This is a genomic window from Nonomuraea purpurea, from assembly GCF_042650645.1.
Lineage (GTDB): Bacteria > Actinomycetota > Actinomycetes > Streptosporangiales > Streptosporangiaceae > Nonomuraea > Nonomuraea purpurea.
Window position 1 is genome coordinate 132117 of sequence record NZ_JBHSBI010000010.1, and the last position, 22521, is coordinate 154637.

A 22521-nucleotide genomic window follows, 5' to 3' on the forward strand; every position below is an offset into this window, starting at 1 on the left:
GTGCCTGCAGAATCCATGCTCTGGTCCGGCTGGGGCGACCCCGCCAAGGCCAGTGAGCTGCCCGAGCCCGTCCGCCGGCTGCTGCGCGACCTCCTCGGGGTGCGCGCGCCGAGCGTTCCCGCCGCCTCGCTGGAGTCGGTGCGCCTGCCTGAGGCGGCCCTGACGCCCGCGGTGCTGGACGCGCTGGCCGAAGTCGTCGGCGCGGAACACGTGCTGACCGGGCACGAGGCGCGCGTCCGGCACACCCGCGGCAAGTCCACCCCCGACCTGCTGCGGATGCGCGCGGGGGACGGCTGCGACGCGCCCGACGCCGTGGTGCTGCCCGCCTCCCACGAGGAGGTGGCCGAGCTGCTGCGGTTGTGCTCGCGCGAGCGGGTCGCGGTCGTGCCCTTCGGCGGCGGCACCTCGGTCGTCGGCGGGCTCGCGGCCGAACGCGCGGGTTTCCCCGGCGTGGTCGCGCTCGACCTGGGACGGCTCGACCGGCTGCGGTCGGTGGACGCGGAGTCGATGGTGGCCGAGTTCGAGCCGGGGGTGCGGGCGCCCGACGCCGAACGGCTGCTCGCCGCGCACGGCCTGACGCTGGGGCACTTCCCCCAGTCGTTCGAGTACGCCACGCTCGGCGGCTTCGCGGCGGCCAGGTCCAGCGGGCAGGCCTCGGCCGGGTACGGGCGCTTCGACGACATGGTCGTGGGCCTGACCGTGGCCACGCCCGCGGGAACCCTGGAGCTCGGCCGGGCGCCCAAGTCGGCCGCGGGGCCCGATCTGCGGCAGCTCGTCCTTGGCTCAGAAGGCGTGTTCGGGGTCATCACGTCGCTGCGGCTGCGGGTGCGGCGGGCTCCCGTCGGGTGGGTCTACGAAGGATGGCGGTTCGCGTCGTTCGAGCGGGGATCGGCGGCCATGCGGGCGCTCGCCCAGAACGGGCCGCTGCCCGCCGTGCTGCGGCTCTCGGACGAGACCGAGACCATGGTCGGCCTGGCCAAGCCGGACGCGATCGGCTCGGGCGGGTCAGGCTGCCTGCTGATCGCGGGCTACGAGAGGGCACCGACGGCGGAGCCCGAGGGAGTTCCGGTGACGGAGCCCGAGGGAGTGCCGGTGACGGCCCCCGGGCAGGCGGCGTCTGGGAAAGCGGCGTCCGGGGAGGCGGTGTCCGGGAAGGCGGGGGCCCGGAAGGCGGCGTCCGGGGAGGCGGGGTTCGAGGGCGCAACGGGCGTTCCGAGCGGCTTCGGGGGCTTTTCCGGCGACGACCGGCGCATCGCCGCGTCCGCCGTGCTGGCGCGGTTCGGAGGTGAGCCTCTTGGGGCCGAGCCGGGGCGGGCGTGGGAGCGCGGCCGGTTCTCCGCGCCGTACCTGCGCGACTCGCTGCTCGCGGCCGGGGCCACCGTCGAGACGCTGGAGACGGCCGGGTTCTGGGCGACCCTGCCCAGGCTCTACGACGCGGTCCGGCTGGCCCTGCTCGGAGCGCTCGGCTCGCCGCTGGTCATGTGCCACGTCTCGCACGTGTACGAGACCGGCGCCTCGCTGTACTTCACCGTCGTGACGCCCCAGGAGGACGACCCGGTGGCGCAGTGGGAGCGGGCCAAGGCGGCGGCGAACGCGGCCATCGTCGCGGCGGGCGGCACGATCACGCACCACCACGGGGTCGGGCGCGACCATCGGGGCGCCTACGCCGCCGAGTTGGGGCCCGTCGGGGTGGCGATTCTGGAGGCGGTCAAAGCGAGGCTCGACCCCGCCGGGATCATGAACCCCGGCGTGCTGCTCAGCCGTCCGGAGGGGTGATCCCGTCCTGCTCAGTCGTCCGGGGTGATCGCGTGCTGCTCAGTCGTCCGGTGGGGTGATCGCGTCGGCCTCGGCCAGCGTGGCGGCGGCCTCGCTGTAGCGGTGGAGCGCCTCGTAGGCGGAGGCGAGGCAGGTCAGCGAGACCACCAGCGGGGCCCCGCCGATCGAACGCGTCAGCGCGACGGCCTCCTGCGCCAGCGGCAGCGCCTGCACGGCGCGGTTGCGCTTGAGCAGGTGCCCGGCCGTGGTGCGCAGGCAGCGGGCCAGCAGCACCGTGTGCTCTTCCGGGGACTTCCCGGCCAGCGTCCTGCTGAGCGCGATGGCCTCGGTGAGGCTGCGCAGGGCCGCGCCGCCCCAGCGCGAACGGCTGTGGGCGTAGGCCAGCAGCCCCTCGACGGCATCCACTTCGGACGTGCCTTTCCTGGTGGCGTCGTCCGGCCCGTTACGCGTCATGGGAGCTCCCCTTGGCGGTCCCAACCGCTGGTTTGGGGGGTGAGGGTACACCATTGCGAACCTTCTGTGTTCTCGACAGTACGGAGCGTTCGGGATGCGTGAATCGGAGATCACGGTAAAGATGTGGTCATGGTGGAAGTCGCGGCCGAGCGCGGAAAGCAGCTTTCCTCACGGGTGTCGGAGGACGGCGCGGGATGGACCTGCACGCAGACCGGAACGTTTGCCCAGCTCAGGCCAGATGATCAGGGATTTTCCTGGCTGAATTTACGGACGTTGTGGCGCTCGCGCAACGAGATCCTGGCCGGGCTGTTCGGCGATCCCTCGGGTGAGGTGCGGGCGCGGTGGATCGCGGCTCAGGAAGCGCGCGGGATAGACCCGGAATTTCGCATCAAGCCACCTCTCGGGGGAAATTTCAGTTTTCTCCTGCTCGGTGATACCGGCGAAGGAGATGCCTCTCAGTACGCCGTTGTTCCGGGGATGCTGAAAGCCGGGAAGGACACGTCCTTCGCCGTCATAGCCAGCGATGTGATCTATCCGACGGGATCGGGGAACGAGTACGGGGACAAGTTCTTCCGTCCGTACAAGGACTACGACGCCCCCATTTACGCCATCCCGGGAAACCACGACTGGTATGACGGGCTCGGCGGGTTCATGCGGGTGTTCTGCGACACGCCGGCGCTCAAGCCCAAGCCGGACCGGGGGCTGCGCGGGCTGCTGTGGCGCAAACCGGACACGATCGACGAGACGCTGCTGACCGAGGCGCGCCGGTTCAGGGACAAACCATCCCAGCAGGCGACGCAGCCGGGGCCGTACTGGGTGATCGAGAGCGACAGCCTGCTCATCGTCGGGGTCGACACCGGCATCAGGAACGTCATCGACAAGGCGCAGACCGCCTGGCTGCGCCGCGTCTCGCTCGATCCCCGGCCCAAGATCCTCGTCACGGGCAAGCCCATCTACACCGGCAACGCCTACAAGCCCTCGAAGCTGGAGGAGGGCGGCACGATTGACGACATCGTGCGCGATCCGGCACACCATTACGTCGCGGCCATCGGCGGCGACGTCCACAACTACCAGCGCTATCCGGTCAAGGTCGGCGACCGGGTCATCCAGTACATCGTGTCGGGCGGCGGTGGCGCGTTCATGCACGCCACGCACACGATCGGCAGGGTGGACGCGGGCGGCGTGCACGAGGACGACTTCAGGTGCTACCCGCTGCGCGGCGACTCCCTGTCGTTCTACAGCCAGCTCTACGCCCGCAGGCTGCGCATGAAGTGGCTCGGGCTGACGCCGTCCGAGGGGCTGTGCATCATGTCGGAGCACATCAAGAACCAGCCGGTCAGGACGCCGGAGGGGCCCGTCACGATCACCCGCAGGATGCGGTGGGCCGCGCGGTTGCTCGGTGCCTGGCCGTGGCCGTTCAGGCTGCCCGTGGACAAGGTGTTCCACCGCTACCTGTCCGAGCTGTCCGACTGGGACACCCCACCGTTCTTCAAGCAGTTCCTGCACATCTCGGTCACCCAGGAGACGCTGACCCTGCGCTGCCTGGCCGCCACCGGATGCCTGGCCCAGGAGGTGGAGCCGCCGCTGGAGGACGAGGTGACGATCCGATTGTCGTAGCCGTTTGGCACCCTTGACCGCGTGTACGTCGTGGTCGCCGCGCAGACGGTGCTCCCTGTCGGGGGCGCGCTTCGCCGTCCCGCCGATCCGGCGAAGGCCGTTCGCGAGATGGAGGAGGCCGAGCGGCCTCGGTGGGTGTGGGCCGAGGCTCGGGAGGACTACGCGCCCCTGCTGCGCGCGGGCGTGCGGGTCGCGCGCTGCCACGACATCGCGCTGACCGAGGGGCTGCTGCTCGCCTACGAGGGCCGCTACGGCGAGCCCCGCTCGGCCAGGGCGGCCCACGCCAGGCTGCACGGGCTGCCCGTGCCCGATGAGCGGCCCAGCGCGCCCGACACGCTGTTCGCGCCCGAGCCGCTCGGCGCGGAGGCGATCGCCGAGGTGCTGGCCGACCAGCTCCGGCGCATCGAGGCGCTGCCCGAGCCCGGCAGGTTCAGGCTGCTGGTGGCGGCCGAGTCGGCGGGGGCGCTGGTGGCGGCCGAGATGTCCCACGACGGCATGCCGTGGCGCAGAGACGTGCACGACGCGCTGCTGACCGATCTGCTCGGGCCGAGGCCCGTCCACGGCATGCGCCCCGTCAAGCTGCAGGCGCTGGCCGACGAGGTGACGGCGGCGCTCGGCCAGCCGGTCAATCCCGACTCGGTGCAGCAGCTCGTCAAGGCGTTCAAGGGGGCGGGAGTGGCGCTGAAGACGACCAGGTCGTCAGAGCTCAAGCAGGTCGACCACCCGGCCGTCGTGCCACTGCTGGCCTACAAGGAGCTGGCCCGGCTGTTCAGCTTCCACGGGTGGGTGTGGGCCGACCAGTGGGTGCGCGACGGGCGTTTCCGCCCCGAATACGTGGTCGGCGGCGTCGTGTCCGGGCGGTGGGCCACCAACGGGGGCGGGGCGCTGCAGATCCCCAAGGTGATGCGGCGCGTGGTGGTCGCCGACGACGGATGGGCGCTCGTCGTGGCCGACGCGGCCCAGCTCGAACCGCGCGTGCTGGCCGCGATGGCCGGCGACGTGGGGCTGGCCGGGGCGGCGGGGGAGATCGACCTGTACTCGGCGCTGGCGCAGTCGTTCGGCGGGCAGCGCGAGAACGCCAAGATCGCGATGCTGTCCGCCATGTACGGCGGCACCAGCGGCGACGCCTCCAAACTGCTCGCCGTCATGCGGCAGCGCTTCCCCAAGGCCTACCAGTTCGTCGAGGACGCGGCCAAGACGGGGGAGGAGGGGCGGATCGTCCGCTCCTGGCTCGGGCGCACCAGCCCGCCCCCTTCGCCGCGCTGGCGGGAGCTGGTCTCGGGGCCCGAAGGCGTGCGGGCCGCCCGCGATCGGGGGCGCTTCACCCGCAACTTCGTGGTGCAGGGCACGGCGGCCGAGTGGGCCCTGGCCCTGCTCGCGGTGCTGCGCGGGCTGCTGCCCGAGCCGGCGCGGCTGGTGTTCTTCCAGCATGACGAGGTGATGGTGCACTGCCCGCAGGCGCAGGCCGAGGAGGTGATCGCGGCCGTCTCCGAGGCCGCCGCCGAGGCCACCCGCCTGCTCTTCGGCGCCACCCCGGTCCGCTTCCCGATGTCGGCGGTGGCGGTGAAGTCGTACGCGGAGGCCAAGTGACCTGCCGTCAGGGGCGGGCGGTGCGCCGGACGGCGGTGAGCCAGAGGCCGGCGGCGGCGACCATGATGCCGACCATGAGCCCGAGCGCCCCGAACGACAGCAGCCCCACGATGGCGCCGGCGGCGATCGTGCCCGTGGCGCCGCAGACGTTCATCAGCAGGTCCGACAGCCCCTGCACGGCCGGGCGGCGATCGAGCGGGACGGACTCGGTGACCAGGGCGGACCCGGCCACCAGCCCGCACGACCAGCCCAGCCCGAGCAGGACGAGCGCCGTGGTCACCTGCCACACCCGTGGTCCGGCCGTGCCCGCCAGCGTGGCCGCGCCGAGCAGCAGGGCCATGCCGAGTACCAGCACCGGCAGTTTGCCCGCCCGGTCGGCGAGCCAGCCCACGACGGGCGACAGGACGTACATGCCGGCGATGTGCAGGCTGATCACGAGGCCGATGACGTCCAGGTTCGAGCCGTCGTGGTGGAGTTTGACCGGGGTCATGGACATGACCGACACCATGGCCGTATGGCTGACCGCGATCACGATGAGGGCGCGGCGGGCCATCGGGGTGGTGCGCAGGGTCTCCCAGGCGGTCCTGATCGTCCGGGTGCGACCGGGTTTGTCGGTCTGTGTGCCGTCCAGGTCGCGGGCCAGCTTGAGCGGGTCGGGCCGCAGGAGGCCGAAGACGATGACGAGCGCCAGCGCGAACGCCAGCGCCGCGAACGCGAACGGCCCCGCCTTCTCCACCAGCCCGAGCCGCATGCCGATCTGGTCGGCGGGCTTGGCCAGATTCGGGCCGGCGACGGAGCCGATGGTGGAGGCCCACACGACCAGCGACAGGTGCCTGGCCGCGTGCCCCTGCGGCGACAGGTCGGTCGCCGAGTAGCGCGCCGCCAGGCTGGCCGCGCTCCCGCCGCCGACCAGCACCAGCCCGGCCAGCAGCAGCGGCCAGGAGCGCAGGCTGATCGCGGCCACGGAGATCGCGCAACCGGCGAGCGCCGCCATGTACGCCAGCGCCAGTCCGGAACGGCGCCCGCCCCTGCTGGACGCCCTGGCCATCGGCAATGCCAGCAGCGCCGCCCCGAGCACGGTCGCCGTGCCGGCGAAGCCGCTGATCACCGTGGATCCGGAAAGCTCGTCCACGACCACCGAGCTGAGCGCCAGTCCGACGGCCACCCCCACCCCGCCCACGATCTGGGCGGCCGACAGGACGGCCAGCGTGCGGCGCTGAATGCTCCGAATACGGTCAGGGGATGAGACAGCGGGCTTTGTGGGGGCACTGGTCACGTGTGAAGTCTCGCATAGGCCCTGACATCCCCCCAAAGGTCTACAGAACGACCACCGGGTCCCCCTGGGTGACGCGGCCCGGCGCGTCCGGGATCAGGTTGATGCCGAACCACACCTTGCCGTCCTGCTTCCTGTGCCGGGACAGCGTTCTGATGGGTTCTTTGCCCTTCGTGTAGGTGGTCGTGTCGATCGTCGTGAGCACACATCGATCGCACCTTTTGGACACCCGAAAGGGGACCTCGCCGATGCGCACCCGCTTCCACCCGTCCTCGGCGAACGCCGTCTCCACCCCGTCGATCACCACGTTGGGCCGGAACCGGTGCATGGGCAGCGGCGGCGGCGCCTCCTCACCGCGCTCCAGCGCCGTCTCCACGATCCAGTCGTTCAGCAGCGCGAGGGAGGCGGTGGTGGTGAGCAGAAGGGGGTAGCCGTCGGCCAGGCTCACCCGGTCTTCAGGGCGTCCGTACGCGGGGTTGACCGGACGGCGGGTCGGGTCGTCGAGCCACTTGAGCCGCACCCGCTGCCCCACCAGCTCCGACAGCCAGAGCGCCGCGTCGTCCCCGCAGTCGGTGAGCTCCACGGAGGTGCCCCGCATGTCCACCGCCGACATGACGCCGTTCGGGGTGACCCGCAGCGGGGCGGCATGCGGCCCCGTCAGCGTGAGCGCGTCGCCGTCGAGCTCGGCCACGCAGGCCAGCAGCCACGGTTCGGTCCGCGCGGTGAGCATCTCGCCGCGCGCGTCGGTGACGAGGTAGCGCCGGTCGCCCGCGAGCCCCCACGGCTGCACCTCGGCCTCTCGCACATGGTGTCCCGCCGTGGACTTGACGGGGTAAAAGTGGATGCTCGCCAGCTTCATGCGGCCGACCGTACCTCACCGCTCTGCGCGGTCCGCAGGGTCTCGACGCCCTTGCGCCCCAGGGCCGAGGCCAGGGCCACGCAGGCGAGGGCGAGCACGCCGATCGCGCCGCCGACCCAGGCCACGGACGGGTAGCCGAGACCGGCGCCGATGGTCAGGCCGCCCAGCCACGGGCCGACGGTGATGCCGACGTTGAACGCCGAGACGTTCAGCGCGGCGGCCAGCGTGGGGGCGTCCTTGGCCAGGGCGAACACGCGGGTCTGAAGCGCCGGGTTGGTGGCGAAGCCGAAGGCGCCGAGCAGGAAGATCAGCACGACGGCCGCCACGGGCAGGGATGCGGACACGGCCAGCGCGGCCGAGGTGACGATGAGAGCGGTGACCCCGGCGTACAGGACGGTGAACGGGCGCGCGTCGGCGTGCCTGCCGCCGATGGTGATGCCGATCAGCGCGCCCGCGCCGTAGAGCGCCAGGACGGCGGGCACCCAGGCGGGGTCCAGGCCGGTGGTGTCGACGAGCAGCACGCTCAGGTAGCTGAAGGAGGCCAGCAGGGCCCCGGTGGTGAGGGAGGTGATGCCGTAGGAGAGCCAGAGCCGGGGGTTGATCATCGAACGCAGTTCGACGCCCAGGTGGGGGCCGTCCCCGGAGGCCCCCTTCCCGCCGGGGATGGTGGCCAGGATGCCGGCCCCGGCGAGCACCGACAGCACGGCCACTGCCCAGAACGCGGCCCGCCAGCCGAGGTGCTGCCCGATGACCGTGCCCGCCGACAGCCCGATGACGGTGGCGACCGTCAGCCCGCCCGCCAGCACGCTCATCGCCTTGCCGCGCGCGTTGGCGGGCACCAGGCCGATCGTGGTGCTGGCCGCCACGGCCCAGAATCCGGCGTACACGAACGCCCCGGCCACGCGGGTGGCGAAGAGCATGCCGTAGCTGGTGGTCAGCGCGCCCACGACGTGGGTCAGGGCGAAGACGGCCAGGAACGCCAGCAGCACCGTACGCCGGGGCCAGCGCAGCGTGACCACGGCCAGCACCGGCGCGCCCACCAGCATTCCCATCGCGAACGCCGAGATCAGCAACCCCGCCTCCGGCACCGACACGCGCAGGTCGGCGGCCATCTCGGGGAGCAGCCCGGCCAGCATCAGCTCAGAGGTGCCCTGAGCGAAGATGGAAAGGCCCAGTATGTAGACCGCCAAGGGCATGGCGGACCTCCTTTTTGGATCGATCAGTTCAAAATGAGGGCGTGAAAAACTCAGAAGACGCTCAGCGCGGTTTTCGCGATGGCTTCGAGCGCGGCCCTGTCGGCCCCGCCCCGCGCGGCCACGCGCAGGCCGCTGACCGTGGTGACGACGAAACCCGCCAGGGCTCCGGAGCCGGCGCCGGAGTCGAGCTCGCCGCGGGAGCGGGCCGTCTCGATCGCCGCCCGCAGGATGCCGAGCCGCTTTTCCGTGTCGCGCCGCAGCAGTTCGGCGAAGTGCGGATCGCGCGGAGCCAGCTCGACCAGCGAGTTGACCACCAGGCACCCGGCCGGGTCTCCGGCGTCGGGGTCGACCGCCCACCACAACACGGTCCGCACCTTCTCCTTGATCGGCAGGTCGCCGTCCATCAGCTCGGCCAGCCGCTCGATGCGCTCGCCGGTGTAGCGGCGCAGCGCCTTCTCGAACAGCTCGCGCTTGCTCGCGAAGGTGTTGTAGATGCTGCTGCGCCCGAGCCCGGTGGCCGCGCACAGGTCCTGCGTCGAGGTGCCCTCGTAGCCCGCGGTCCAGAACGCGCGCATCGCCGCCTCGATCGCCCGGTCCTCCTCGAACGTCCTGGGTCGTGCCATGCCGAGCACGCTACCCGTTTTGGACTGGTCGGTGCAATACGTCTCAGGTGGTCTGCCGGAACGTGTCCAGGAACACCTTGCGGGTCTGCGCCTGGTCGTCCCACTTGAGCTCGGGCAGATCGAACGTGATCGTGAACGCCGTGCTCTCGTCGATCGAGACGTACCTGGTCAGCGCGTGCATGGGGACGCCGTTGGCGGTGGTGTAGGTGTACTCCCAGTCGGCCGCCTTCCAGCCCCGGTAGTCCACCGCCTGCAACTGCACCTGGATGTAGCCCTCGACCCCGCCCTTCGCCTCCCGCCTGTTCAGCTCGGCCAGCCCGCCGTCGGCCTGCGGCGTCGTCTCCTCGACCATGATCCGCATGCCGGAGTCCTTCGGCCCGGTGAACGTGGCCTGCCCGCTGGCGGACGCCGGCTTCCAGTCCTTGGGGACGGCCGCGGCGAACCCGGCGGAGGTGTGCTCGGTGAAACCGCCGGGCACGGCCGACGGCTCGGCGAAGGCGCTCGTGGCGGGCGTGGTCGCGGCGAGGGGGGCGGGCGCCGTAGGGGACGAGCCGTCCGTCGTGATCACCATCACGGCCCCGACGACGGCCGCGATCGCGATGAGCGTGGTGACGATCGTGAGCGGCGTCGGACGCCCGCCGCGCAGCCACGGGCCGTCGTCCTCTTCGCTCCTGCGCCTGCTCTTGCCCGTGCGCGGCGGTGCGCTCGGCAGTGTGGCCAGGCGGTTGCGATGGTCGTCCTGCGACAGGTCGCGCGACTGCTCGCGCAGGTCGTCGGCCGAGGCCAGCGGCCAGGGGGTGGGGGCGCCCGAGGCGCGGCTGTCCGTGGTCAGCGGGAGGATCGGCTGCGGGTGCGGGCCGGAGCCGCCGAGGTCGTCGCCGGTGCTGTAGGCGACGTCGTTCGCGATGCGGTGCGGTCCCGTGGGGGCGCCGAAGGGCTGCCGGGCCTGTGACGGCCCGCTCTGCCCTGTGAAGGCGTCGAAGTCGCCGGATAACTGGTCGGTCCTGTGGCCGCCCGACGGGCTGGACAGGCCGTCGTACGGCATCGGGTGGCCGCCCGACGGGCTGGTCCGCGGGTCGTACGGGACGCGTACCGGACCCGAGGGCGTCTCCACGATCCGCGACGGCATCGGCCCCGACGGGCTCTCCAGCGACGGCAGTTCCGCCGGGGACGAGTCGGACTGGCCGGGCGGCGTCTCAGGCGGGCGCGGCCGGGTGGAGCCGTGCGCCCGCAGCACCGTCTCCAGCATCTCGATGACCTGGTCGGAGGTCAGCCGCTCGGCCGGGCTCTTGCGCAGCAGCCCCTCGATCACCGGCATCAGCGAGCCGGCCCGCTGCGGCCTGATCGGGTCCTGCGTGAGCACCGAGCCGAGCACCGCGACGGGGTCCGGCCCCTCGTACGGCGGCCGCCCCTCGACGGCGGCGTACAGCGTCGCGCCGAACGACCACAGGTCGGCCGCCTGCGTGATCGCCTGCCCGGACAGCCGCTCCGGCGGGATGTAGGCGGGCGAGCCCATGAGCAGCCCGGTCTGCGTGATCGTCACGTCGCCCTCGATGGCGGCGATGCCGAAGTCCGTCAGCACGACGCGGTCGGCCGTCAGCAGCACGTTGCCCGGCTTGACGTCGCGGTGCAGGATGCCGGCGGCGTGCGCGTGCCTGAGCGCGTCGAGCACCCTGATGCCGATCTCGGCGGCCTGGATCACGGGCAGCGGCCCGCTCTGGCGGACGGCCTGCTCCAGCGACCAGGCGCGGACCAGTTCCATCACGATCCACGGGCGGCCGTCCTCCTCGACCACGTCGTGGACCGTCACGATGCCGGGGTGCGTCAGCCGCGCGGCCGACCTGGCCTCGCGCAGCACGCGCCGGTGCGCCATCTGCGTGCCGGTGCGGTCCAGCCCGTACGGCAGGAGCAGTTCCTTGACGGCCACGTCCCGGTCGAGCAGGACGTCGTGGGCGTGCCACACCATTCCCATGCCGCCCCTGCCGACCGGCGACATGAGCCGATAGCGCCGGCCGATCAGGCGGCCCTGGCTCTGCGGTGCGCCGCCGGCGGCGCCTCCTTCAGGGCCGGGTCCGCTGAGCAAGCGGTCGGCAGCCATGATCCCGCCCCCATTTCGCCTCATCCGTCACGTGCGTCTCTGCGCCGGGCGCAGATCGCCAAGGAGAAACCACCGAGCCTGACTGCCGCTACGGCCTTTCACCAGGCGCGATAGGGGGGACGGCAGTCTGACGAGCAGGTTTCTTGTTGGCCTGAGGTTCGTTACGATATCGGCGGCCAATGCCCAATGGAAGCTGATGTTTCCTTACAATGGCCCTGACGTGCGGAAATATCACTAATCAAACCGATCACTTACTCGCATCCGCTAGTGCGTGCAATGCGGTTGTGAAGGCTTCAACGGGCGGTTTGACTAGTCCAGCACCTACTTGTCCGGTGCCAGCGATACGCCCGGCGATGCCGGTGTTGACCACGGGCAGCAGCCCCGTCCTGGCCACCAGCGTGACATCGATCCCCACCGGCGTGCCGCGGAAGCCGAGCCCCGGAATCTGATAAGCGGGATGTTCGGCGAGCGTGATCTCATACATCGACAAAGTGGCCCGCACCGCGTCCCCGACCTCGCCGCCCACGAACCGCACGATGGCCGGCGCCGCCGCCATCGCGAACCCGCCCAGCCCCGACGTCTCGGTGATCGTGGAGTCGCCGATGTCCGGGTTGGCGTCGCCGGGGCCGTACGCGCCGAGGTAGAGCCCGTCGGGCACGCCCGCGGGCCCTGTGAACCAGCGCCCGCCCAGCCCCGACACCTGGACGCCGAAGTCGGTGCCGTTCCTGGCCATGGCGACGACCAGCGAGGAGCCCGGCACGTCGCGGGCGGCGTCCGTGCTGACCTTGGCCGCGGCCATGGCGGCGTTCAGGAAGAAGTGGTCGTTGCCGTTGACGAAGCGCAGCACCTGCGCAGCGACGCCGGGCGCGGCCTCCACGACGGCGGGTGCCAGTTCGCGCAGCAGCAGCGAGGTGGCCGCGCGGTTGCGGTTGTGCAGCTCGTCGCCCATCTGCAGCGCCTGGGCGGCCAGCGCGCGCAGGTCGATCGGCCCGGTGCGCTCGACGGCCGCCGCCAGGGCGGGGCCGAGCACCTCGTCCATCCAGCGCAGCCGCTCCAGCACCTCGGGCCCGTACGCGCCGTACCTGAGCACCTTGCCCAGGCCCTCGTTCAGCGAGCAGTAGGCCACGCCGCCGTGCTCGTCGTCGCGCACCTCGAACAGCCACATCGACGGGCTCACCACGCCCGCCATCGGCCCCACGGCCGCGTGCTCGTGGCACGGCGCCAGCACGATCTCGCCTGCGGCCAGCCGCCGTCCGGCCTCGTGTTCGTCGCCCGCAAGGCCCTCCAGCAGCATCGCGCCGATCAGCGCGCCGCGCATCGGTCCGGAGGCCCGCTCCCACGTGATCGGCGGGCCCGCGTGCAGGAACACCCCTTCGGCCAGCACCTCCGACGCCCGCCGCACCCCCGTCAGGAACGGCCGCGCGGACGTCAGCCGGCCCACGGCCCGTTCGTTGGCCGCCTGCCTGCGCGGATCGGCCAGCACGGCGGCCAGGGCGTCGGCGGTGCCGGGCAGCGGCGGCCGCCAGGACACCGGGATCGTCGGCACAGCCTGAGCCCTGAGTGCCTCGTCGAGCAGGCTCGCGCCGGTCGTGATGACCCTGGGCGGGCCGGAGAGAAGACTCATAGCGGGCTCCTGGCGTGCCGGGCGTCGGAGGTGGACACGGCCGGGCTCATAGCAGGCTCCTGGCGTGCCGGGCCGCCTGGGCGTTGGAGGTGAACACGGCCGCCCCCGCCGCGCGGAAGGCGGCGGCCTGGCGGTGCAGGTCCTGCGGGTCGCCCGCGGTGCCGATCAGGGCGATCACCACGGTGGCGGGCGTGCGGGCGACGGCGTGCGCCAGCGAGGCCGCCGGGTCGGGGTCGGCGCCGTGGCCCAGCACGACGTCCATGAGCACCACGTCGCCGGCCCGCGCGTGGGCGAGGGCCTCGGCACGCAGCGTCGGGTCGATCATCGGATGCGCCCGCCCCCGGGTGTAGACGTCGTCGCCGTAGTCGACGAAGTCGCCGGGGCCGGCGATCATGGCGGCCTCCACGTTGAGCGTCCCGCCCGAGTAGACGCCCTTGATCGTCTTCTTCTGGGCGTCCCGCGCGGTGCCCGGCCAGGACGGCCACTCGGGGACGGGCCTGTGCAGCGCGCGCAGCACCTGCTCGGTGGCCTCGGTGAGATCGGGCGCCCCCGATCCCAGCAGCGCCTCGACCACCGGCGTGGCCAGCCCGGCCACGGCCTCGCGCACGACCCGCGCCACCTGCGGCGCGGGCGGCTTGGAGATCAGCACGATCAGCTCAGTGGCCGGGTCCTCGTCGAGCATGCGCAGGGCCCGCAGCGTCGACAGGCCGCCCACCTCGGCCGACAGGTCCCTGCCGCCCACGCCGAGCACGTGGCTGACGCCCACGCCCGCCCAGTCCAGCAGGGACGTCACCTGTTGGGCGCCGGTGCCTGACGCCGCGACCACGCCGACCGGGCCGGGGGAGAGCACGTTGGCGAAGCCCAGGCCGACGCCGGCGATCGAGGCCGTGCCGCAGTCGGGGCCCATGACCAGGACATCCCTGGTCTCGGCGAGCTCCTTCAGCCGCCGTTCCTGGTCGAGGCCGACGCCGTCGCTGAAGATCATGACGGGGAGTCCCGCGTAGACGGCGTCCAGGGCCTCGAAGAAGGCGTACTCGCCGGGGGTCGAGACGAGCACGAGGTCGGCCGGGGTCCTGGCGGCCGAGCCGGTCGTCAGCGGCGGCTGACCGGACGGCGCCGCCGGCGGGTGGAAGGCGGTGAGCTGCCGCTCGGCCTCGGCGGCGGCGGCCTTCGTGTCGCGGCCGCGCACGGCGATGACCAGGTCGCCAGGGCCGGCCTCCGGCAGCGAGAACCCCATCTCCCGCAGGATCGACACGTTCAGTTCCGTCGCCATGGCGACCATCGCCGACTCCACGCCGGGCAGGTCCGACAGGGCCCTGCTGACCCGCATGAGGGTGACCGAGTCGTGGTAGGCGCCCTTGCGCACGAGCACCAGTTCGTCGCTCATTCGGCCCTGCCCAAGGAGACGACCGCCCGCAGCCCGATCGCGATGCCCTGGGCCAGGTCGGAGCCCGAGGTGTGGCCGAGACGGTGCAGGCGGAGCAGCGCCGGCTGGAGCGGCTGCGAGCCCGCGATGCCGCGCAGCACCCCGATCACCTCCGGGCTGGCCTCGCCCCTGGCGGCGCAGTGCAGCAGCGTCGCGGAGATCGGCGTGGTACGCGTCCGCGCGTCGAACGTGACGGTCGCCGCCAGCCAGTCGGCCAGCCAGCGCGCCCGCTCCGAGCCCAGGTGCCGCAGCGTCACCAGCAGCCCGGCCAGCACGTCGTCCCCGCTGGGCGTCAGCCCGGGACCCAGCCCGACGAGCCGCTCTGCCGCCGTCACCGCCCCCAGCAGCCGCCCCTCGGCGCAACTGTCGGCGAGCAACGCGACGGAGGCGTCGCCGGCCAGGCCGGGCTCGGGCGGGTCGGGCAGCCGCACACGCGCGAGCCGCGCCCGGTCGATCCCGCCCATCGGCGGCGACGGATCCCACCAGCGCCGCACGCTCAGGCTCAGCGGCCCCAGCTCGACCGCCCGGTCGCCCACCGCGGCCTCATCACCCACCGTGACCTGAGGCAGCGGACCTGCCAGCAGCACGGAGTTGGGCAGCCGCGTGGCCTCGCCCGTGATGACCGCGATCACCGAAGGCTCCAGATCGGTCCTGACCTCCAGGTACACGCCAGAAGGGAAGGCGGCCAGCACGCGGGCGGGCTGTTTGGGGGCCGCGAGGACAGGGCGCACCGCCGCGCTGGCCGCACCCGTGACGTGGACGCGGGCACGCCGAGCATGAACACTGACGGTCACCGAACCTCCCAACCGACCTTGGACCTGACCGTAGAACGGCCGGGGAACCCTCCGTACGGGTAAATTTGCCAACAGTCAGCGGGAAGGTTGGCTCTTCCTGACAGACGGCTTCCGGGGTCACAATCTCCCCATGGAGCCCCCCGTCCGTCTGGCCAGCACCGGAACGATCATTCACGGCGTCTCCGTGGGAGAGGTGCTCGGCGTCTCGACCCTCGCCGATGCGAGGCTGATCGCCGGGGAGAGCGGGCTGGGCCGCATCGTGCAACGGCTCAACGTCATGGAAGTGCCCGACATCCTGGCCTGGGTCAAGCCGCACGAACTCCTGCTCACCACCGGCTACCCGCTGCGCAACACGCCGCAGTCGCTCGGGCGCCTGGTGGCCGACCTGGACGAACGCGGGCTGGCCGCGCTGGCGATCAAACTCGGCCGCTACGTCGACGAACTGCCCGACGAGATGGTCGAGCAGGCCGACCGCCTCGGCTTCCCCCTCATCCTGCTGCCGAACGACGTCGGCTTCGACGACATCCTCAACCAGGTGCTGACCGACATCCTCAACCGGCAGGCCGCCGTGCTGGCCCGCGCGGAGGAGGCACACCGGGCGCTGGTCCAGGTCGTGCTGAACGGCGGCGGGCTGGGCGAGGTCGCGGCCGAGGTGGCGCAGTTGCTGGAGGTGTCGGTGGCGGCCGTGGACGGCTCGGGCCGGGTGCTGGCCACCGCGGGCCCCGACGACCACGTCACGATCCTGCGCGAGTCGATCTCCCGCGAGGGCCCGCCGCGCACGCCCGTCGCAGGCCCCATTGCAAGCAGGGCCAGGTCGTTCGCCTCGGTGCCCGTGCTCGCCGGAGGGCACCACCACGGCAGGATCGTCGCCTACAGCGCGTCGGCGGCGATCAGGGACAGCGACGTCGGCATCCTCGAACGCGCCGCCACCGTCGCCGCGCTCGTCGTCACCCGGCAGGAGGCGGTCAACGCCGTCGAGAGCAAGTACCGGGCCGACTTCCTGCGCGACGTGCTCACCGGCAGGGCGGGCGCCGCCGAGCGGGTCACGGCCAGGGCCAGGGCGTTCGGCTGGGACCTGGCGCGGCCCGTGACCGTGCTGGTGGCCGAGCTCGACCCCGACGGCGACGAGCGCAGCGCCCAGGACCGCTTGGTGTCGTGCTGGACGGCGGCGATGCGGCGCCACGACCCCCGAGGGGCCGTGGCCGGCTTCTCGCACGAGGTGGTGGCCGTGGTCGACGCCTCGATCGACGCCACCAGGGTGGCCAAGGACGCGGCCTCCGCCTTCGCCGACGTGCCGCCCGCGACGTTCTCGACCGGCACGTCCCGGCCGAGCCCAGGGGCCGAGACGTTACCCGAGGCGTACTCGCAGGCGCTGAAGGCGGCCAGGGTGGGGCGCCAGCTCCACGGCCCCGGCGCGGTGGCGCACTTCGACCAGCTCGGCGTCTACCGGCTGCTGTCCCTGGTCAACGACACCGACGAACTGCACGCCTTCGTCCGCGAGACGCTGGGGCCGCTGGCCTTGGACGAGGACGCCGAGAACGCCGACCTGCGGCGCACGCTGCAGGTGCTGCTGGAGACCAACCTCAACGTGGCGGAAACCGCCCGGCGGCTGCACTTCCACTACAACACCCTGCGCTACCGGATCGGCAAGCTGGAGCGGCTGCTCGGGAACTTCACCGACGACCCGCACCTGCGCCTCAACCTCACCCTGGCCCTGCACGTGCTGCGCATGCGGGGCATCTAGGCTGGGTGGTTGTGGAATTCGAACTGCGCTCCGAGTACATCCCGCTGTGCGACCTGCTGAAGTACTGCGGGATCACCGAGACGGGCGGCATGGCCAAGCACCTGATCGCCGAGGGCATGGTGCTGGTCGACGGCGAGGTGGAGCTCAGGAAGACGGCCAAGATCCGGGCCGGGCAGGTCGTCAGCGGGGAGGGGTTCTCGATCCAGGTCGAGTGAGACCCTCACGGCGCCGCCGAATCTCGTGTGCGCGAGTTTGCATCTGGTCCCGGGCGCGGTTTTGGCAGATCATGCCCGTGTAGGCGGGTGCAGTCGGGCCTAATGTGCCCGAGGGCGGCTCAGCGCGAGGCCCAGTACACGAGGGGCTGGCATGGTTTTCGGATGGACCAAACACGGTGACGGCAGGCATCTGGCTCCCGGAGAGGTGGTCAGACCCGACGAACGGCTGAGCTGGCCCCGGATGGTGGGGTTCGGGGCGCAGCATGTGATCGCGATGTTCGGCGCCACGTTCGTCTTCCCCCTGGTGATGGGGCTGGACCCGAACGTGGCCGTGATGATGTCCGGCGTCGCGACGATCCTGTTCCTGCTGATCGTCAAGGGCAAGGTGCCCAGCTACCTGGGCACCAGCGCGTCCTTCGTCGGCGGGGTGTTCGCCATCAGGGCGGCGGCCGGGGGCGACACGGCCGGCGCGGACGCGATCGTGACCGGCGCCATCCTGGTCGTCGGGTTCGTGCTGGCGCTGGCCGGGCTGGCCATCCACTTCCTCGGCGTGCGGATCATCCACCGCGTCTTCCCGCCCGTGGTCACCGGTGCGGTGGTGATGCTCATCGGGTTCGGGCTGGCGTATGTGGTGGCGGACGTCTACTGGCCGCAGGACCACTGGGTCGCGCTGGTCACGATGCTGATCACCTTCCTGGTGATCGTGCTTTTCAAGGGGTTCGTCGGGCGGATCGCGGTGCTGGTCGGGCTCGTGGCCGGGTTCGTCCTGTCGTGGGTGCTCGACAGGACGGCAGGGCCGATCACCTCCGTGCTGCCCGGCGCCAACCTGCGCGACGCGGCGGGGGCGGCCTGTCAGTCCGAGGGCACGTACTGCGTGGCCACGGCCTTCCCGCACGAGCGGGTGAACTTCGACGCGGTGGCCTCCGCGCCCTGGTTCGGCCTGCCGAACTTCCACGGCCCCGACTTCAAGACCTCGGCCGTGCTGCTGGTGCTGCCCGCTGTGATCGCGCTCATCGCGGAGAACATCGGGCACGTCAAAGCCGTGGGGGAGATGACAGGGACGGACGTCGACCCGTACGTGGGCCGGGCCGTGCTGGCCGACGGCGTCGGCACGATGGTGACCAGCGCGGTCGGCGGGTCGCCCACGACCACGTACGCCGAGAACATCGGCGTCATGGCCGCCACCAAGGTCTACTCGACGGCCGCCTACTACATCGCCGCGATCATCGCGATCCTGTTCGGGCTCTGCCCCAAGTTCGGCGCGCTGGTCGCGGCCACGCCCGGCGGCGTGCTCGGCGGCGTGACGGTCGTCCTCTATGGGATGATCGGGCTGCTCGGAGCGAAGATCTGGATCGAGAACCGGGTGGATTTCGCCGATCCCGTCAACATGGTTCCGATCGGCGCGGGCATCATTCTGGCCATCGGACCTGTGAGCCACTTCATCGGCGGCGACTTCACCCTTGAGGGCATCGCGCTCGGCACCATCGTGGTGCTGGGCGGATACCACCTGCTGCGCGCCATCGCCGGACGATCCACCGCCCCCGCGGAAGGCGAGGCCGGGTGAAGCCTCCCGCCTTCGACTACCACGCCCCCGGCGACCTCGGCGAGGCGTTGCGGATTCTCGCGGAGGTCCGCGGCAAGGTGCTGGCCGGGGGGCAGAGCCTGATCCCGATGCTGAACATGCGGCTCGTGGCGCCCGGGCACCTCGTCGACATCAACCGCCTGACGTCGCTGGCCACGATCGACTCGACTGGGACGGGCGTGCGGGTCGGGGCGCTGGTCAGGCACTCCGCGGCCGAGAGGTCCGGGGCCCATCCGCTGCTCACCCGGGCGCTCAAGCTGGTCGCCCACCCCGTGATCAGGAACAGGGGGACCGTGGTCGGGAGCCTCGTGCACGCCGACCCGGCCGCGGAACTGCCCGCCGTGCTGGCGGTGCTGGGCGGCTCGGTACGGCTCGCGCGCTGGGACGGCGGCGCCGAGACGAGGCGCGACGTCGACGCCGGGGAGTTCTTCGTCGGCCCCATGGAGTCGGCCGTCCAGCCAGACGAACTGGCCGTGTCGGCATATTTCCCGGCATTGGGCCCACGGACCGGGGCCGCCTTCGAGGAGGTCGCCCGCCGGCACGGCGACTACGCCCTCGCCGGCGTCTGCGCCGTCGTCACGCTCGACGAGGACGGCGGCATCGCCACCGCCAGACTCGCCTGCATAGGGGTGGGGCCGACGCCGGTCGTCATGGACGTGCGCGAGCCGGCCGCCGTACGCGAAGCCGCCGTCGAGCGGGTCAGGCCCGACGGCGACATCCACGCCACGGCCGCCTACCGCCGCCACCTGGTGGGCGTGCTGGCCGAGCGGGCGCTGCGCAACGCGGTCAGAGAGGCGGAAGCCCGTGGAGCATGAGATCACGCTCATCGTGAACGGCACGGCCATGAGGACGACGGTGCCCGCGCGCCGCCTGCTGTCCGACTGCCTGCGCCACGACCTCGGCCTGACCGGCACCCACGTCGGCTGCGAGCACGGCGTCTGCGGCTGCTGCACGGTGCTGCTCGACGGCGAGCCGGTGCGCTCGTGCCTGACCTTCGCCGTCACCGTGGACGGCCACGAGATCACCACCGTCGAGGGGCTGGCCCCCGAGGGCGGGCTGTCGCCGGTCCAGCGGGCGTTCGCCGAGTGCCACGGGCTGCAGTGCGGATTCTGCACACCGGGGTTCCTGTGCACCGTGACCGCCTTCCTGCGCGACAACCCCACGCCCACCGACGAGGAGGTGCTCGAAGGCATCTCCGGCAACCTGTGCAGGTGCACGGGCTACCAGAACATCGTCAAGGCCGTCCATCGGGCCGCCGAGCTGCGGGCGGAGGAAGCATGACGACGAGGCTGTTCGGTGAGCCGGTGCAGCGCCGGGAGGACCCCAGGCTGCTCACCGGGCAGGGGCGCTACCTCGACGACCTGGGCGGCGACGCCCTGGCCGCCGCGTTCGTGCGCTCGCCGCACGCGCACGCCCGCATCCGCGACATCGACGTGGACCCGGCCCTCGACGTGCCGGGGCTCGTGGCCATCTACACCTGGGAGGACCTGCCGGAACGCGTCGGCAGGCCGCTGCCGCTGCTGATCCCGCACCCGGCCCTCACCCACGGGCGCACCGCCTACCCGCTGGCCAGGGACGTCGTCAGGCACGTCGGCGAGCCCGTGGTGATGGTCGTGGCCGCCGACCGCTACGCCGCCGAGGACGCCTGCGCGCTCATCGAGGTCGACTACGAGCCGCTCAAACCGGTCGTCGGCCTGGAGGAGGCCGTGCAGGGCGCCCAGCTCGTGCACGAGGACGTGCCGGGCAACGTCGGCGCGCACCTCGTCCAGGAGGTCGCCGGCGCCGACGGGAGCAGGGCCAGGCAGGCCATCGAGACCTCGCCGCACACCCTCGCCTTCCGGCTCGACATCGAACGCAGCGCCAGCATGCCGCTGGAGGGCCGAGGCGTGTACGCCCGCTGGGACGGCCGCGACCTGCGCGTCTACTCCAGCACCCAGACCTCGACCAGCGTGCGCATGGCCGTGGCCGCCGCGCTCGGCCTGCCGCTGCCGCACGTTGAGGTCATCGCGCCCGACGTGGGCGGCGGGTTCGGCGTGAAGATCGTGCACCCGTGGCCGGAGGAGATCCTCGTGCCGTGGGCGTCGATGACGCTCGGCCGCGAGATCAAGTGGGCCGAGGACCGCAGGGAGCACTTCATCTCCTCCGCGCACGAACGCGGCCAGGTGCAGTACGTGCGGGTGGGCTTCGACGACGACGGCCGCGTCCTCGGGCTGGACGTGACGATCCTGCACGACCACGGGGCATACACCCCGTACGGGATCATCGTGCCGATCGTCACCGCCACGCAGCTGCTGGGGCCGTACAAGATCGGGGCGTACCGGGTCGAGTTCACCGCCGTCTACACCAACACCGTGCAGGTCACCCCCTACCGAGGGGCCGGGAGGCCCCAGGGCGTGTTCTGCATGGAGCGGACCATGGACAAGATCGCCCGCTACCTGGGCAAGGACCGCACCGCCGTCCGCGCGGCCAACTTCATCGGGCCGGGCGAGTTCCCCTACGACCAGGGCATGATCTTCCAGGACGGCCGGCCGCTCATCTACGACAGCGGCGACTACCCCCGGATGCTCGCCATGCTCAAGGAGCTGATCGGCTGGGACGCCTTCGAGCACCGGCCCGGCCTCGGCATCGGGATCGGCTGCTACGTCGAGGGCACCGGCGTCGGGCCCTACGAGGGCGGGCACGTGCAGGTGACCTCCGACGGGCGGGTGCACGTCTCCACCGGGCTGACCTCGCAGGGGCAGGGCCACGAGACGGTCTTCGCCCAGATCGCCGCGACCGAGCTGGGCGTGCCCATCGAACAGGTCAGCGTGGTCACCGGCGACACCCGCAGGTTCGGTTACGCCGTGGGCACCTTCGCCTCGCGCGCGGCCGTCGTCAGCGGCAACGCCATCGCGCTGGCCTGCAGGAAGGTGCGCGAGAAGGCGCTGCGCATCGCCGCCGACGCGCTGGAGGCCGACCCCGCCGACCTTGAGATCGCCGACGGGCTGGTGCACGTGGCAGGGACGCCGAGCGCCTCCATCCCGCTGTCCACCGTCGCCGTCCTGGCCAACCCGCTGCGGTACGCCTTCGACGACGAGACCGCCAAGGCCACGCAGTTCTCCGGCGCCGCCGACTTCGACCGGCCGCCCGTCGCGCAGGGCGAGGAGCCGGGGCTGGAGGGGCGCGACTACTACTCGCCGATCAGGTCCACGTTCGCGGCGGGCATGCACGCGGCGATCGTCGAGACCGATCCCGACACGGCCGAGATCAGGGTCCTGCGCTACGCCGTCGTCCACGACTGCGGCAAGCTGATCAACCCCATGATCGTCGAGGGGCAGATCCACGGGGGAGTGGCGCAGGGCATCGGCGGGGCCCTCTACGAGCGCATGGAGTACGACCCGCACGGGCAGCTCGTGAACGCCTCCTTCATGGACTTCCTCATGCCGTACGCCACCGAGATCCCGCGCGTCGAGACCGCCCACCTGGAGACCCCGTCGCCGCTGAACCCGCTCGGGGTCAAGGGCGCGGGGGAGGCGGGGGTGATCCCCGTCTCGGCGGTCATCGCCTCGGCCATCGAGGACGCCGAGGGCATCCAGATCGACCGCATGCCCATCTCCCCGTCCGAACTCTTCGATCTGCGCGCCCGCATGGAATGATCGGGACCCTGCGGGC

The 22521-nt window shown here is 72.0% G+C and carries 18 protein-coding genes; 9 read left to right on the top strand and 9 right to left on the bottom strand.

Annotated features, from left to right (window positions below; translation table 11 throughout):
• The first annotated feature begins 15 nt into the window (after positions 1-15).
• Positions 16-1776, top strand: a complete 1761-nt coding sequence (locus ACFOY2_RS21050) for an FAD-binding oxidoreductase (protein ID WP_379529940.1) — start codon at positions 16-18, stop codon at positions 1774-1776.
• A 39-nt stretch (positions 1777-1815) separates the two neighbouring features.
• On the opposite strand, the gene ACFOY2_RS21055 is transcribed toward ACFOY2_RS21050, so the two are convergent.
• Positions 1816-2229 (bottom strand): hypothetical protein, encoded by a 414-nt coding sequence (locus tag ACFOY2_RS21055; protein ID WP_379529754.1) that lies wholly within the window; start codon positions 2227-2229, stop codon positions 1816-1818.
• A 330-nt stretch (positions 2230-2559) separates the two neighbouring features.
• On the opposite strand from ACFOY2_RS21055, the gene ACFOY2_RS21060 reads away from it, so the two are divergent.
• Both ACFOY2_RS21060 and ACFOY2_RS21065 read left to right on the top strand, forming a co-directional pair.
• Complete coding sequence (locus ACFOY2_RS21060; RefSeq protein ID WP_379529941.1) at positions 2560-3846, top strand: metallophosphoesterase family protein; 1287 nt, start codon at positions 2560-2562, stop codon at positions 3844-3846.
• Between the two features lie 21 nt (positions 3847-3867).
• On the top strand, positions 3868-5436 hold the full coding sequence (locus ACFOY2_RS21065; RefSeq protein ID WP_379529755.1) for a bifunctional 3'-5' exonuclease/DNA polymerase: 1569 nt from the start codon (positions 3868-3870) through the stop codon (positions 5434-5436).
• A 7-nt stretch (positions 5437-5443) separates the two neighbouring features.
• Here the strand turns inward: ACFOY2_RS21065 and ACFOY2_RS21070 are convergent, their stop codons facing one another.
• The 8 genes from ACFOY2_RS21070 to ACFOY2_RS21105 form a co-directional block, all read right to left on the bottom strand.
• On the bottom strand, positions 5444-6712 hold the full coding sequence (locus ACFOY2_RS21070; protein WP_379529756.1) for an MFS transporter: 1269 nt from the start codon (positions 6710-6712) through the stop codon (positions 5444-5446).
• Positions 6713-6752: 40 nt separating this feature from the next.
• Positions 6753-7568 (bottom strand): MOSC domain-containing protein, encoded by an 816-nt coding sequence (locus ACFOY2_RS21075; RefSeq protein WP_379529757.1) that lies wholly within the window; start codon positions 7566-7568, stop codon positions 6753-6755.
• Positions 7565-8764 (bottom strand): Cmx/CmrA family chloramphenicol efflux MFS transporter, encoded by a 1200-nt coding sequence (locus tag ACFOY2_RS21080; protein WP_379529758.1) that lies wholly within the window; start codon positions 8762-8764, stop codon positions 7565-7567. Before ACFOY2_RS21080 ends, ACFOY2_RS21075 begins: the two co-directional genes overlap by 4 nt.
• Positions 8765-8814: 50 nt before the next feature.
• Positions 8815-9387: a TetR/AcrR family transcriptional regulator gene (locus ACFOY2_RS21085; protein ID WP_379529759.1), complete on the bottom strand. Its 573-nt coding sequence runs from the start codon at positions 9385-9387 to the stop codon at positions 8815-8817.
• Between the two features lie 43 nt (positions 9388-9430).
• Positions 9431-11485 carry a serine/threonine-protein kinase gene (locus ACFOY2_RS21090; RefSeq protein ID WP_379529760.1) on the bottom strand — a complete coding sequence of 685 codons (2055 nt, stop codon included), beginning with the start codon at positions 11483-11485 and terminating at the stop codon, positions 9431-9433.
• 247 nt (positions 11486-11732) lie between these two features.
• Complete coding sequence (locus ACFOY2_RS21095; RefSeq protein ID WP_379529761.1) at positions 11733-13109, bottom strand: YlbE family protein; 1377 nt, start codon at positions 13107-13109, stop codon at positions 11733-11735.
• 46 nt (positions 13110-13155) lie between these two features.
• A complete protein-coding gene (locus tag ACFOY2_RS21100; RefSeq protein WP_379529762.1) occupies positions 13156-14496 on the bottom strand; it encodes an FdrA family protein in 1341 nt (446 codons plus the stop codon).
• Positions 14493-15329 carry a DUF2877 domain-containing protein gene (locus ACFOY2_RS21105; protein ID WP_379529763.1) on the bottom strand — a complete coding sequence of 279 codons (837 nt, stop codon included), beginning with the start codon at positions 15327-15329 and terminating at the stop codon, positions 14493-14495. The genes ACFOY2_RS21100 and ACFOY2_RS21105 overlap by 4 nt, the downstream gene beginning before the upstream one ends.
• Before the next feature lie 130 nt (positions 15330-15459).
• Between ACFOY2_RS21105 and ACFOY2_RS21110 the strand changes: the two genes are divergently transcribed.
• The 6 genes from ACFOY2_RS21110 to cutA all read left to right on the top strand — a co-directional run bounded on the left by ACFOY2_RS21110 (position 15460) and on the right by cutA (position 22505).
• Positions 15460-17073 carry a PucR family transcriptional regulator gene (locus ACFOY2_RS21110; RefSeq protein WP_379529764.1) on the top strand — a complete coding sequence of 538 codons (1614 nt, stop codon included), beginning with the start codon at positions 15460-15462 and terminating at the stop codon, positions 17071-17073.
• Between the two features lie 11 nt (positions 17074-17084).
• Positions 17085-17288 carry an RNA-binding S4 domain-containing protein gene (locus ACFOY2_RS21115; RefSeq protein WP_357805041.1) on the top strand — a complete coding sequence of 68 codons (204 nt, stop codon included), beginning with the start codon at positions 17085-17087 and terminating at the stop codon, positions 17286-17288.
• A gap of 151 nt (positions 17289-17439) precedes the next feature.
• Positions 17440-18852: a uracil-xanthine permease family protein gene (locus ACFOY2_RS21120; RefSeq protein ID WP_379529765.1), complete on the top strand. Its 1413-nt coding sequence runs from the start codon at positions 17440-17442 to the stop codon at positions 18850-18852.
• Positions 18849-19685 (top strand): FAD binding domain-containing protein, encoded by an 837-nt coding sequence (locus ACFOY2_RS21125; protein ID WP_379529766.1) that lies wholly within the window; start codon positions 18849-18851, stop codon positions 19683-19685. Before ACFOY2_RS21120 ends, ACFOY2_RS21125 begins: the two co-directional genes overlap by 4 nt.
• The gene (locus ACFOY2_RS21130) at positions 19675-20151 is read left to right on the top strand and encodes a (2Fe-2S)-binding protein (RefSeq protein WP_379529767.1); all 477 of its coding nucleotides are present in this window, start codon (positions 19675-19677) and stop codon (positions 20149-20151) included. Before ACFOY2_RS21125 ends, ACFOY2_RS21130 begins: the two co-directional genes overlap by 11 nt.
• Positions 20148-22505 carry an aerobic carbon-monoxide dehydrogenase large subunit gene (gene cutA, locus ACFOY2_RS21135; RefSeq protein WP_379529768.1) on the top strand — a complete coding sequence of 786 codons (2358 nt, stop codon included), beginning with the start codon at positions 20148-20150 and terminating at the stop codon, positions 22503-22505. Before ACFOY2_RS21130 ends, cutA begins: the two co-directional genes overlap by 4 nt.
• The last annotated feature ends 16 nt before the right edge of the window (positions 22506-22521 follow it).

What these genes read in the sequence shown, in the direction of transcription:
- ACFOY2_RS21095 (WP_379529761.1), bottom strand. Translation starts at nt 13,109, where the DNA reads ATGAGTCTTCTCTCCGGCCCGCCCAGGGTCATCACGACCGGCGCGAGC.
- ACFOY2_RS21055 (WP_379529754.1), bottom strand. Translation starts at nt 2,229, where the DNA reads ATGACGCGTAACGGGCCGGACGACGCCACCAGGAAAGGCACGTCCGAA.
- ACFOY2_RS21085 (WP_379529759.1), bottom strand. Translation starts at nt 9,387, where the DNA reads ATGGCACGACCCAGGACGTTCGAGGAGGACCGGGCGATCGAGGCGGCG.
- ACFOY2_RS21100 (WP_379529762.1), bottom strand. Translation starts at nt 14,496, where the DNA reads ATGAGCGACGAACTGGTGCTCGTGCGCAAGGGCGCCTACCACGACTCG.
- cutA (WP_379529768.1), top strand. Translation starts at nt 20,148, where the DNA reads ATGACGACGAGGCTGTTCGGTGAGCCGGTGCAGCGCCGGGAGGACCCC.
- ACFOY2_RS21120 (WP_379529765.1), top strand. Translation starts at nt 17,440, where the DNA reads ATGGTTTTCGGATGGACCAAACACGGTGACGGCAGGCATCTGGCTCCC.
- ACFOY2_RS21075 (WP_379529757.1), bottom strand. Translation starts at nt 7,568, where the DNA reads ATGAAGCTGGCGAGCATCCACTTTTACCCCGTCAAGTCCACGGCGGGA.
- ACFOY2_RS21110 (WP_379529764.1), top strand. Translation starts at nt 15,460, where the DNA reads ATGGAGCCCCCCGTCCGTCTGGCCAGCACCGGAACGATCATTCACGGC.
- ACFOY2_RS21090 (WP_379529760.1), bottom strand. Translation starts at nt 11,485, where the DNA reads ATGGCTGCCGACCGCTTGCTCAGCGGACCCGGCCCTGAAGGAGGCGCC.
- ACFOY2_RS21050 (WP_379529940.1), top strand. Translation starts at nt 16, where the DNA reads ATGCTCTGGTCCGGCTGGGGCGACCCCGCCAAGGCCAGTGAGCTGCCC.
- ACFOY2_RS21080 (WP_379529758.1), bottom strand. Translation starts at nt 8,764, where the DNA reads ATGCCCTTGGCGGTCTACATACTGGGCCTTTCCATCTTCGCTCAGGGC.